This window comes from Fulvivirga maritima, from assembly GCF_021389955.1.
In the GTDB taxonomy this organism is placed as follows: Bacteria; Bacteroidota; Bacteroidia; order Cytophagales; family Cyclobacteriaceae; genus Fulvivirga; species Fulvivirga maritima.
This window is the reverse complement of record NZ_CP089980.1, coordinates 1,063,251-1,075,445: the sequence shown is the minus strand read 5'-3', so window position 1 is coordinate 1,075,445 and position 12,195 is coordinate 1,063,251. Positions and strand designations below refer to the sequence as shown.

Below are 12,195 nucleotides of genomic sequence, written 5' to 3'. Positions count from 1 at the left end.
ATACTGGAAATACTTCTGGTGATAGATGATATATCTGAGCTTTACTTAATTGTATGTAATTAGTAAATGATAAGTTATTTTCCATTATAAAGAGGTTGAAATCCCCATCCAAATAACAATTTAGATGGGGATATCCTTACCCAAAGACTTTAGACGCTTTAAGCGAGATAATACCTAGTGGAGCAAACATCATCAAAAAGCAAAAGCCTAATAATAGGGACTGAGTCATTCCAAATCCTCCTTCCATTCCTAAATGGAAACTATAGGTTGTTGAGCATATACTACAGCAAATCAAGAAGGCTCCATGCAAGATAAAAAACGCATTAACTGCCAATTTTTGGTTCATCCTCTGTTTATTGAATAAAATAATCCTTTTACAAGAGATGAAAAGTTTCTCGATAAAGTCCTTTATTTCTTCTTTATATAGACTTATAAATATTCTTGTAATATAATACAGTATTTCTTTCATATTATTATTTTTTATATGGTTGTTATTTTAAATACAAGTATAAATTAAAAAATAATTACTTTATGCATGAGAGGTGGCGGCCGCAGAAACCCTATTAAAAAAAAACACTAACCCATTAAAAACTAAGGTTTTGCTGAAATCACTACAGGAGAGGAGTTGGCAGGATCATGCTCCAGACTATCAGAATTTTGGGCTGGGGGGTTAATAATAGGCATTTGACATATTGCGCCTTCTCCTGAATGACATCCGAAAATATCCATGCTTTTTGTTTTTGGCTGATAAGCTTCATGGCCATAGCCAGGCAAATGGTGAAGAGTGGGATAGTAACTTCCCACATCCATCTCAGTCTGGTTTTGAGATATCTTCATGCCTTTTCTCCCATAAAGTGATATAAGTCTCTTGCATAATGTCTTCGGCATCAGCCACTACCTCTACCAGGTTCATGGTGATCTTAAAAAGCTCATGACCATAGGTATCCTGCAGCACTTCCAGTGCTCTGCCGTCATTCTCAGAGAGCAGCAATAGGATGAGTCGGTCAATAGCTGTACCAGGCATAGGCAAAAAAGAAAAGTACCTTAACAAGCTAGCAACAGGATATATAATATGTTGGAAAATTTACATCATTAGCTTACACTCATAAGTAAAAAAAATTGGGCGCTTAATGAGAGAATCCAGCGGTTAGTGACGGCTTTAAATGAGAGGAGAACCCAGCACAGGAAAATATATTTATGGATGATGAGTAGGGTAAAGGCCTCAATATCAGTATTGATAAGAGAAAACAAGAAGCGACTATCTCCAGGAGACCGTCGCTTCAGGAGGTGCTGTCTACCGAAGTGACAGCGCAAACAAAATTGGTTTTTATCTTAACATTAAAATTATGAAAAATCTAATTAAAAAACTGTCTGTAGTGGCTTTGTTATTATCTGCTTTGAGTGTATTTGCCTTCAATAGTGAAAAAGCTGAAGCGGAGACCACCTGGTTTGAGCTCGATCAGCAAGGCAATATTATCACCCCGCACTTGCAGGGTAACCCTGGATGCGTATCCGGGGATAAGTATTGTGCTGTGGAATTTGATAATAGTGTGCTGGAGAGCGATGACACACCACCTATTAGCAACATAGAAGAGGCGGGAGCTGCTTCCTTGTATCTTCAGGTAACCATGCGAGACTAGCAGGTACTATAACAGGGGCCAGAAGCCCCTGTTTATTTCTACTGATATTGCTTGTCAGAAATCACCAGCACAGGTAATGCCTTCACCTCCCTGATCAGCCTAAACCCCTGCTGCTTGAGTTGATGCTTTACACTATCCAGATCATTCAGATCTCCCTGAAGCGATATGCTTACCGTAAGTTCCTCCTCCAGATCACTCACCACCCTCCATTGGCTCTGTCTGAGATTACTTTCCAGCATCTGCGTTAATTGAGCTATAGTGATTTCTTTCTGAGAGGAATTATTTTTCCTATCGACTCTCTGCGCGCTCCTATCATCTTCCTGAGATAATACCAGACACGACATGGAGCGTTTTTCGATATGAGCGGTAATACCCAGGTGATGATCAAAAAACAAATTCAGGTCACGCTGCATAATAGCCAGGCGCTCCTTTTCTGAAAGCTTTGCAGGCAGATAGAATGAGTAACAATAGATATTGTCTTGCTGCCACTGATAATAACTGTTAATGCTATCTAAGGTGCTGCCAGAATGGGGGGCTATTAAACGGGCACGCGTAGAATCAGATAACTCAACAATAATATGATTCTTAGTGTTAAAAGAAGGTATTTCATACGCCTCTTTAAATAAACTTAAAGCCGATAGGTTATGATACAAGCGATGGCCTCTGTAATTAATAATGCTTGAATTATTATCGGGTAAGCGAGGCGTAACAGCGGAATAGAAATAGGGCTTTACAGAGCCTTCCCTCAACGATAAAATAGGCTCATACAGCTCTAAGGAGATATCTTGCTTCAAATGCATGGCAGCCGGACCACCGGACAGTATGCCTTTCATCACTTCCGGGGTGGCGTATAATTCCGAGGTAATCGCTTTGATCACCCCTTGAGGGTTGACCCATACCTGATGCGGATATCCATTATGCGGGAACCAAGCATCTGCAAGCGGTTGAGTAGTGCTGAGCAGGTTAGCAGGAATTTCCCAGCCTTTATCCTTGAAGTGCGCTATGACCTCCTCAGGATCATCTCTATTGTTAATGAGTATGACCTGTATGTCCTGATCAAATTCATTTTGCAGCTTCTCCACTCTTTTTAGAGACTTCATGCAAGCCCCACAGTAGGCACTCCAAAAATCCAATATCACCCATTTTCCTTTGTAATCATACAATTCTACCGTGTCCTTTTCCGAGAGATAGGGATACAAAGAGACGTTAGGAATGGCTTCACCCACGGTAAGCGATTGTTGCTGCGCCTGCACTGGCAAGGCGAACATACTGATCAGGTAAACTATATCAATAACCTTCATTGCGCTATCTTTCATTTTGTTCTATTCCTGAAATTGAAACCACATTATAGGGAAGGGGCAGGGTATACCTGAGATCATGAGGAGCTAGCGAATAAGTGCTGTTGCCCAGCTGCCTTTGGAGCGTTATGTCTCGTCCATCATAAGCAATATAACGCTTGATGTCAGGCCATCTGATGCCTCTGAATACCAGCTCTTTGCGTCTCTCCAGTAATATCCGTTCCAATGCCTGTTCAGCATTGCTGATGGCTATTGGTACAAAATGTCCCTGTTCATAACGATGCTGCAGAAGTGTATTCAAATCATGCAGCGCTTCAGTCACTTTTCCGGTACGGGCATAACATTCACTGCGTATCAGGTAGAGTTCGTCTGTAGCTATACCACTGAAATAATACATAGCAAAGAAGTTGCCGTTGTTGTAAGAGCCTCTGAAGAAATGATCACCATCCGCTTCACGATAGAAGAGTGACTTCCTCAGGTCATGCTCAGCATAGCTGTTGTATAGCTCAGGGGCTATCCTCATTCTATCATTGGACAACGGCCCCTCGCTCACATAAAGCATACGGTTATAAAAGACCGTTTCAGGGTTAAGGATCTCAAAGGGATAAGAAGCAGAGGGATCAAGGTCATTATAATCCATCAGCTCATGGTATAGCTGTAAACTTTCATCTGCTGCCAGCAGTGCCTGTGAGTACCTTCCGGTCTGCAAATACACCTTAGCGAGCAAGGCCTGAACCGAAGCCTTTGAAGCGCGTGTAGATTCCTGTGCGATGCCAGGCAGTAGCGGCAATGCTGTTTCCAGATCATCAATAATCTTTTGATAAGTGTCTTCCAAAGAACTGCGCTGATAAGTGACATTGATATCAGGATCAGTGCGCAAGGGTAATCCTAACTGACTGGCTGCAGAAGCAGCCTCATACTGCTGACAAAACACCTGAGCCAATTGAAAGAAACACCAGGAACGATGAAATAAGGCCGTTCCTCTGATGCGGTCGAAATCTGCCTTTTCATCCGGAGCTACCTCTACCTTTTTAATGCCTTCCAAAACGGCATTAGCATAATAAATAGTAGCGTAAGGCATATTCCAGCTGGGTACCTGATCATCATCCTGATAGATATCTTCCTGCCAGAGGTAAGCCTTACGATGAATTAATGAAGCGCCACTGGTCATGGTCTCCCAGTCTTGCTGGGTGATATAATAATCATCAGCACTTACCTCGCCCAGGGAAGGAGTGGCGGTATTCATATCCAGCGCATTATCTAAAATGGCCTGATAGTCCTTTAAACTAGAAGGCACCACCTGTTTTTTGTCGCTACGTATCTCCAGCCATTCCTCCTGATCACAGGCAGAGAGCAGTAGCAGGAGTATAAAAGTATAAATTGATTTCATGATAAATTAAAGTTTAATATTAGTACCAATAGCATATACAGGCCCCGGGAGTAGCTCAGCATAAGGATAATCAGGGTCTAATCCTTTGTCATTGGCTCTCCATAGTATGCCCAGATTATTGAGATAGAGATAACATTCTATGCTTCTGTACCAGGAAGCACGCTGCCCTTGCGGTTGAAAAGTATATCCCAGCCTGATATCCTGCAACCGAATATGATCTCCCTTCTCCACCAGTACCTCTGAGAAGTTATAAGCATAATCCCTGAAATTGGAAGCCTCATTCACCGTAGGCATAGAAGGTACTTGGGTGTGTGCTTCATCTCCAGGGTTTTGCCAGCGATCCATAAAGTCCTGATGCCCCATTTGCTGACCATCAAATACACTCTGATAACTTATGCTATTGCGCCTGAATACATAGTTGAGCTTAAAGGTCAGGTTAGCGCTCAGGCTAAAATGCTTGTAGGACCAGGTGTTCCTTATTGAACCAAAATAAGGAGGCACCACCAGACCTACTTCTTTCAGCTCCTCGAAAGTGAGGTTGTTGAAATAGGTTTCATAATCCGTGCTTTCTTGCCCATCTACCATAACCAGAGGAGCTCCGGTGTTAGGATCGAGACCGCTCCAGGGAATAGCATATAGCGCATCTATCGGTGCCTCCTCTTTTAGCTTCAGCGTGCTGTTTCTAAAGAAAGAATATATCGAACTATTGTTAGCCTCATCATCAAAAGAGGTAAGACGCGTTTTCGCATAGCTGACCAAAAAATCAGTCTGCCATTTGATGGCACCATTGAGGTTAAGCGTGTTAAGGGTGAGATCCCAGCCTTTCGTTTTGGTATTAGCATAGTTGGCCATAAAGCCCTCCACTTGTAAGCTGGAAAAGCCAGTGGTAGGATCTAATGACTGCCTGCCCAGCAGGTCTTTCCCTTCCTTTCTGAAGTATTCAAATGAGCCGGATACCCTGTTGTTCAATGCCTTAAAATCAATACCAGCGTTCCACACCGCTACCTTCTCCCATCTAAGTTGCGGATTGCCGGGACTCACTATGTCAGCTACCTGAAAGTCAGTCAAATAAGAAGAGAGATAACGCGCCGTCACAAAAGCCGTGGCCTCCCGGTTGATGTTACCATTATAACCATAAGTAGCCCTCAACCTGAGGTAAGGCAGCCAGGAGAGGTTCATAAAACTTTCTTTAGATACCGTCCAGGCGGCACCTACAGACCATAAAGGCACCCCTTTTTGATTGGTTTTTACTCCAAACAAGTTAGAAGCATCCCAGCGGGCACTGCCTGAGAGCGTGTATCGCTGCTTAAAAGTGTAAGCCATATTGCCGTAGTAAGAAATATAGCGGTTCAGAAGATCAGACAACGAGGTATTAGGAGGCGCTATTCTAGCCCTGCCGTTAGGGCGGGTGTAGTGATAGGTGATATAATCAATCATATCTACGGTGGTGAGCACCTCATCATCATAGCCAAAATACTCAAAGCCTTGCCCTTGAATATGCACCTGCCGTACCTCCGCTCCGGCTAAGGCAGAAACCTCATGCTCTTCCCTGAACACCTGATAAGTACTAAGTTGTACCCTTCCCGAATGCGCCTTTTCCTGACGGTGGCCTACCTGCAAGATGTCATTATATGGAAAGAGTTGATCCCCCTCATCATCCGTAAAACGGTTGACCAGGTTACGCACATAATAACTCTCTTTGCTGCGCAGATCGGTGTCCTCACTGCTCTGGTGCTGGTACTGATAAGAAAGCTGTAAGCTGGTGTTAGGCAAAAACTCATATTGCAAGCCCACGTTGATGCGCTGCTGCTGTTGCTTGATGGTGTTATCCATCAGGTCACGCTCTTCCAACGGCAGGTACTGCCAGTTGAGTAGCCCTTCCTCTTCAGCCTGATTGACATAAGGCAGGCGGTAATCGCGCACTACCGGTAGCGCATTACCATTATCATCAATAAGTTGATTATAAGGATAACGGGAGCCGTAACCACCCCAGGCCAGCCCATTGTTCTGGCGCCGCTGACTGCTCAGGAATAAGCCCGTTTGTAACTGTAGCTGCTTGATGGGCTTGAAAGTATTGCGGGCCGTTAGCGTTACCCGTTCGCTTTCATTACCGATGACGTTGGCTTGCAAAGCATCATAACCCCCGGAAAAATAATAGCTGCTTTTGGTATTCCCTCCCTGCAAGCTGAGCGCATATTGCTGTGATAGCCCGTTTTGATAAAATAGGTTTTCCACGTTTTTGCGCACATCGGCAGTTTCTAATGCCTGCCACTGCTGCTGTACCTGCTCTTCAGAGAGTTCACCCTCTCGCTGTGCTGCTAATAGCTCTACAAAAGGAGATAGCGCAGGCATAGACAGACTATTGAGGTCAGTGTCATAAAAGCCCTGATCAAACAAGCTCTTTTCTATCTCCATAAAATACTGAGCAGACAAATAGTTAGGATTGTCATAGAGATCCGGTGCCTGAGAGATCCGGGCATTAGCTACCAGATTGATTTGCAGCGGCTCCTGAAAAGTCCCTTTTTTAGTGCTGATAACAATAACCCCATTGGCTGCTCGTGCTCCCCAGATAGAAGCTGCCGCCGCATCCTTCAGCACCGTGATATTATCAATGTCATTAGGATTAATACTGTTGATGTCTCCTTCATAAGGAAAGCCATCCAGCACTATGAGCGGATTAGTTTCGCTGTTAATACTGCTGATGCCTCTGATGCGCAGGTTACGATAATCATCACCATAGGTAGCACCTGAGCCTACCAGCCTGCGATCAAACAAGAGGCCGCTGGTGGCTCCGTCCAGGCGACTGATAATATCAGCTCCCACACTTCGGTTGATCAGCTGCTCACTGACCTGCTCATAAGACCCTGTGGCCCGCTCTACAGGCACCTCTTCATAACCGGTAGAGTAAATCTCCACCTCACCAAGCGTCATGTAATCCTCAGACAAAGCCACTAACATATTATGGCTGCTGGCAGCTCTTTCCTGAGACTCATAGCCGATATAAGAAAATACCAACATACTGCCTTCAGGTACTTCCAGCGAGAAGGAACCATTACTATCCGTAATAGTGCCTTTGAGGCTGGTTTTGACAGTGACCGAAGCCCCGGGCAGCGGCAGACTGTCGGTAGAGGCTATGACCTTGCCGTGAATAGTCATCATCTGCTGACAAAAGCTGAGGGATGCACTCCCCAGATAAAGACCAGCACAAAACAAAATGGATAAAAGTGTTTTCATATGTATAGGTTTAAGTAAGAAATTCATTATGGTGTGAGACGACCTCCTGCTGAAGCGGAATAGCCTCCAGCAGGTCCAGGTCATAGATGTGTAGCACCTCCCTCACCCGAGCCAGCCCATCATGGCGGGTGGGGAGAATGATATCAATTGGCTGAGCATAACAGGTAGCATCTTCAATGATGATTCCCTGATCATTATAATACTCATTAAGGTAGCGAATGAGGTCAGTCATGGGGGCATTGCGCAGCACCACGGCATAAGGCCCTAGGGAAGAGTGAGGTCGGCCTCCCAGAGTGCCTATGCGGTCAAGCGTGCTGGTTCTTACCAACAGCCACTTACGAATTAGGATAGGCTTATGAGTCAGAGAGCGATTAAAAGAAAAGAGTCTACTGCACCAAAGGCATAGTTGTGCCAGGCAGCAAGAGTACAATTTTTTCATGCTGTAGGTTTTAGGATAGGAAAAATGGAATAGATGGCAGGAGAGGAGCGGCCAGGTGCACAGGACCGAAAGGCGTTAAGTAAATAACCACCTCCCGGTCTACCTAAACAACTAACGGAGCTCCCACTTCAACTCAGGAAGGAGGGCGATGACGGTGTAGCCAGGTGTAGTAAGACAGAATCATGGGCAAACAGTATTATTTATAAATGACTGTCTCCATAGTAAGCAAGAAGAAAAACCTATAAAAAAAGAGGCGTGGGACTCACTTACTGTATTTGGAGGTCCTGGGAGACCTTTGGACACAAACAAGCGAGCCCACGCCTTTGGCGTGAGCATTACACTTATTTCTCGTGTCCAATTGAAAATTTCCCAGGTTCCCAAATACGAGACAAAGTGCGAATGCTTCGAATATCTTGAAGTATTCGCAAATCTAAGATTTTAATTAAAAAATGTCACAGTTCCTTGAACCGTAACATAAGTTGTATCCAAGGTACAATTTAATCTTTATAATGACAAATATGTCATTATAAAAAACATTATTAATTATCAGATTGCCTGCATGGGGCAGATAAGAAATGATAAACTTTTAAAAGAAATTGCTATTCAGGTCAAAAGAATACGAGAATCTAAGGGGCTTACCCAAGAAGAAGTGTACAATGATACGGGCATACATGTTGGCAGAATAGAAACAGCAAAGTCAAATGTTACAGTGAGTACTTTACATGCTTTATGTGATTATTTTGGAATGAAGCTATCTAAGCTTCTAAAATTGGTAGAGGGGTAATTGCTCCTTAAAAGTCATTCATCTATTCTCTAGATCTCTATCTCTAAACAGCGCTGTGAGTAAAGCAAGCGTAGCAGAAGTATATTGACCTAAATCTTAGTGTTTTCTTAGCCTGATTTAATTGTTCGGAAACCAGATCCTTTTGTTGGGAAATTAAAGAAGTTTAAAATATCTGATTTTAGTATATTAGTTACATAATTTAAATATAGATTGAATAAGGAGGTATATCAATAATAAAGGGCTCCACACTTACACTAGGTATTTGCTTAAATTGAGGGGTGGCTTTAATTCATTCCCTTCAATGGAAGATTTGATAGGTTTGAATTGACTACGAATGATGCTTATTTGCTCCCGAAGACTTTTATAAATAAATTATATTGTGTTGAGGAAATAAGGGATTTTTCTTATCTCTTATGGAAGCTATACAGAGTATGTAATCCTATGACCAAAAGAGATGTTTCACTGTCAGCTCTGTCTGATATAGATACTGAAGATATTATAACTACAATTACTAACTCATTGAATTTTTTAAGAGACATTTTTGCCCCGCATGAGGAGAGAGAAGCAGTCTGTGTAGGCAAATTAATAAAGTTAGAATTGAGTCCCGTCATGACATGCACGTCAGAATGGTGCCATCAATTAGAGTTGGCTTATTTAGTAGTGCAGTGAATGAGATGTAGAATATCACAATGCTTGCATTAAGTGACAAGATTCTAAGCTTCGATCTTGATGAAGAAATTATTTTTTTAACAGTAACTAGATGAGAAAAAATTCCATGAAAGAAATTCAATTTAAACGAACAGGTCATACATTACTTAATAATGGGATTTTGGGGGTTTATACATATCTCCAAAAAGCAAAAAGAGAAAGCCGGTTTGAATTCTTTTTTGGTTTTGACCTTACAGAGCATCAACTTGAAATAAATTCTGAGAACCTCATTGAATTACTGGACGAACTTTATTATTGGATGGGGGTAGACATGTATAATACCTATACACTTAAACAGGAAGAGGACGCGGATAAGCTTCAAGATTGTAATATTTTTTATAGTCGTGAACAAGATAAATTCATCCCGTTTCCTAGAATGAATACGTACGGATTAACACACTTACTGACCAATAATGCCCAAGGTGTAACACGAAATGAGGATGGCTGGACGAATTCCCAAAAGCTATCAAAGAGTAATTTGGAAGAATTAGAAAAGTTTGATATGTTTTTCGAAAAATCTGGACTAAAAAAAATGAGCAAACTTTACTATGAGCCCTATACTAAAATTACTCGTTTACCAAAATTAAAAAATGTCTATATCGAGACAGGGGACAAACATTGTTATTTAACGGGAGAGTCATTTAAAGAGTTGGTTGATATTACAAACATTTCTCCATTTTTCTCTGGTCTACAAAATTTTAACTCGCATATGTTTGCAGGTGACAAAAAGATAAGTTGGAAAGCTCGGTACTTAAGTATGTTCTCTCCTGTTCATGCGTTTTATCACTACCCTAATAAATTACGTGAAACGATTTATATATATCTGATTTCATCAGATAACCTAACTCATCAATATGAGCTTCTCAGTAAAATTGATTTAACAAAATCAAGGCTTGAAATAAAGAATCAAGAGTTTGTATCGAACATTAAATTTTCTGATGAAATAGTAAAAGATACATACACTGAACAATTTGAAGTCGCTTTATCACTTGCATATTCGCTTTACAAAAAGGTCATAAAAAAATACGGGAATTTAACGGAGGAACAAGTTCCTGATGATGATCTTTTTGGAACAATTATGACCAAACTTCCTCCACTTGCTTTAGAAACTTTTCAAGCCAACGCTCATGGTAAAACCATGCTTCCAACCATATATGAGAATTTAAATCGCTTAACACCCCTTTTTAAATTGTTTTATGACTTGGAAAAAAAAGGTGTCATTTTCAACCGGCTGTTGCCAAGTTTGAAAATTATTAAGCCAGCCGAGCGCAACGCAAAAAACAAGTTCCGCTTAGAGCGGATTGCACGTGACTATATTGCAAGCGAAATACTCGAAAACAAAAGTATTTTATCATCTATGGAAGATTTGCTTTTCAGGTGCTTCAATTACTTGTGCTCCAATGAACATATTGGCTACAAAGATTACAGACAGTTATTTCTTTTTACTGAATTATATGAATCAAAAATTAATACTATGGATGAAACACTTCAAAGCGCTGCCATTAATTTGGGTAAGCAGATTGGAATAAAAATGCGGCATCAAGATGCTTCACAAAGTGAAGCTGCCAACGCTAAAAAGGGGCGGGGGGATTTAATTTCACTTCGAAAAGCCCGAACCCACAAACAATTTTTGGACGAGCTGATAAGGGTGGATTTTAAATACGGCCTATCAATAAACGAAGAATTGGCCAATAAGATAAACGACCAAAATTATTACACAATAAAGCAATTTTTGATTATTGGTGCATTGAACATTTTAAACCCCGCTATTCATCCTTTCAAACAAACTGAAAAAACTGTATAAACATGGAACTAAAAACAAACAGTATCACTATCACCTATTTAAGCAAAGTGTCTTTTGCTTCTTTGAACGGGGCTGATAAAGAAGTTGACAATATCAATCCAATCAAGAAAGTAACTTTAGCCAATGAAGAACAACTCCCTTATGTATCTTCTCAGGCAATAAGAAGGGCTCTACGTGATCAATTAGGATCCTCAGGATGGCCACTTTCAAAAATAGAGCCTCCAAAATCACCAAAAGCACCTGTGGTAACTTCATTGGATCCTAAAGAATTTATTGATGATGATCTTTTTGGATTTATGGATGCCTCTGGAAGGACTAATAGAACTTCGCCTGTAAGAGTTGAAGGTTTACTTAGTTTATCGCCCTACAAAGGGGATTTGGATTATGGAACCAATTTTATGGGAGAAGGAATACTTACTAAAGAAGGAAAACGGGTTGAGCCAAATATTTTCGAGACTGAAATTCATTCGGGATTCTATAAAGGAACTATTTTAATTGAGTTAGACAGAATAGGTTCAGGGCAAGGTTTTGAGGAAGATGGAGAACTTGCTCCAGAAGAAAAAACAAAACGGGTTTTAGGATTTCTTGACGCTTTCCAGAACCTATGGTCTAGCGGAAGACAAACTCGTTTTCTAGCAGATATATCGCCCAAGTTTGTAGCCGCAGCCTATATGAAAGCTAAGAACCCTATTTTTTTAGAATCTGTTCAGATTGCTGACGGAAATAAAGTCAATTTGGATCAACTAAAACAAGTGGCAAAAGATTATGATCGCTTTGTAGAAGATTACACATTAGCGGGTCAATCTGCTATTTTTCAAAATAGTGATGAAATGAATTCCCTTAGTGAAGGCTTTGATAAAATAAGAAGCTGGGTACATGAACATTATAAAGCGTAATT

General features: G+C 41.3%; 12 protein-coding genes. 5 read left to right on the top strand and 7 right to left on the bottom strand.

The features are described from left to right. Nucleotides 1-136 precede the first annotated feature (136 nt). The 3 genes from LVD15_RS04350 to LVD15_RS04340 form a co-directional block, all read right to left on the bottom strand. Nucleotides 137-469: a hypothetical protein gene (locus tag LVD15_RS04350; RefSeq protein ID WP_233779098.1), complete on the bottom strand. Its 333-nt coding sequence runs from the start codon at nucleotides 467-469 to the stop codon at nucleotides 137-139. A gap of 122 nt (nucleotides 470-591) precedes the next feature. Beyond that, nucleotides 592-837, bottom strand: a complete 246-nt coding sequence (locus LVD15_RS04345) for a hypothetical protein (RefSeq protein ID WP_233779097.1) — start codon at nucleotides 835-837, stop codon at nucleotides 592-594. Further along, on the bottom strand, nucleotides 812-1,024 hold the full coding sequence (locus tag LVD15_RS04340) for an RNA polymerase sigma factor (RefSeq protein ID WP_233779096.1): 213 nt from the start codon (nucleotides 1,022-1,024) through the stop codon (nucleotides 812-814). The genes LVD15_RS04345 and LVD15_RS04340 overlap by 26 nt, the downstream gene beginning before the upstream one ends. A 322-nt stretch (nucleotides 1,025-1,346) precedes the next feature. Here LVD15_RS04340 and LVD15_RS04335 point away from each other — a divergent pair, with 322 nt between their 5' ends. Further along, nucleotides 1,347-1,640, top strand: a complete 294-nt coding sequence (locus LVD15_RS04335) for a hypothetical protein (protein WP_233779095.1) — start codon at nucleotides 1,347-1,349, stop codon at nucleotides 1,638-1,640. A gap of 38 nt (nucleotides 1,641-1,678) precedes the next feature. Here the strand turns inward: LVD15_RS04335 and LVD15_RS04330 are convergent, their stop codons facing one another. From LVD15_RS04330 to LVD15_RS04315, 4 genes are read right to left on the bottom strand one after another with little or no spacing between them, the layout of a single operon-like run. Continuing rightward, the gene (locus LVD15_RS04330; RefSeq protein ID WP_233779094.1) at nucleotides 1,679-2,956 is read right to left on the bottom strand and encodes a TlpA family protein disulfide reductase; all 1,278 of its coding nucleotides are present in this window, start codon (nucleotides 2,954-2,956) and stop codon (nucleotides 1,679-1,681) included. Further along, a complete protein-coding gene (locus tag LVD15_RS04325) occupies nucleotides 2,946-4,328 on the bottom strand; it encodes a RagB/SusD family nutrient uptake outer membrane protein (RefSeq protein ID WP_233779093.1) in 1,383 nt (460 codons plus the stop codon). The genes LVD15_RS04330 and LVD15_RS04325 overlap by 11 nt, the downstream gene beginning before the upstream one ends. A 6-nt stretch (nucleotides 4,329-4,334) precedes the next feature. Then, a complete protein-coding gene (locus tag LVD15_RS04320) occupies nucleotides 4,335-7,562 on the bottom strand; it encodes a SusC/RagA family TonB-linked outer membrane protein (RefSeq protein ID WP_233779092.1) in 3,228 nt (1,075 codons plus the stop codon). Nucleotides 7,563-7,572: 10 nt separating this feature from the next. Further along, nucleotides 7,573-8,001 (bottom strand): hypothetical protein, encoded by a 429-nt coding sequence (locus LVD15_RS04315; protein WP_233779091.1) that lies wholly within the window; start codon nucleotides 7,999-8,001, stop codon nucleotides 7,573-7,575. A 559-nt stretch (nucleotides 8,002-8,560) separates the two neighbouring features. On the opposite strand from LVD15_RS04315, the gene LVD15_RS04310 reads away from it, so the two are divergent. The 4 genes from LVD15_RS04310 to cas7i all read left to right on the top strand — a co-directional run bounded on the left by LVD15_RS04310 (nucleotide 8,561) and on the right by cas7i (nucleotide 12,193). Further along, on the top strand, nucleotides 8,561-8,785 hold the full coding sequence (locus LVD15_RS04310) for a helix-turn-helix domain-containing protein (RefSeq protein WP_233779090.1): 225 nt from the start codon (nucleotides 8,561-8,563) through the stop codon (nucleotides 8,783-8,785). A gap of 441 nt (nucleotides 8,786-9,226) precedes the next feature. Next, nucleotides 9,227-9,454, top strand: a complete 228-nt coding sequence (locus LVD15_RS04305) for a hypothetical protein (protein ID WP_233779089.1) — start codon at nucleotides 9,227-9,229, stop codon at nucleotides 9,452-9,454. Between the two features lie 91 nt (nucleotides 9,455-9,545). Then, entirely contained in the window at nucleotides 9,546-11,297 is a 1,752-nt protein-coding gene (locus tag LVD15_RS04300; RefSeq protein ID WP_233779088.1) for a hypothetical protein, read from the top strand. A 2-nt stretch (nucleotides 11,298-11,299) separates the two neighbouring features. Further along, a complete protein-coding gene (gene cas7i / locus LVD15_RS04295) occupies nucleotides 11,300-12,193 on the top strand; it encodes a type I-B CRISPR-associated protein Cas7/Cst2/DevR (RefSeq protein WP_233779087.1) in 894 nt (297 codons plus the stop codon). Nucleotides 12,194-12,195 lie beyond the last annotated feature (2 nt).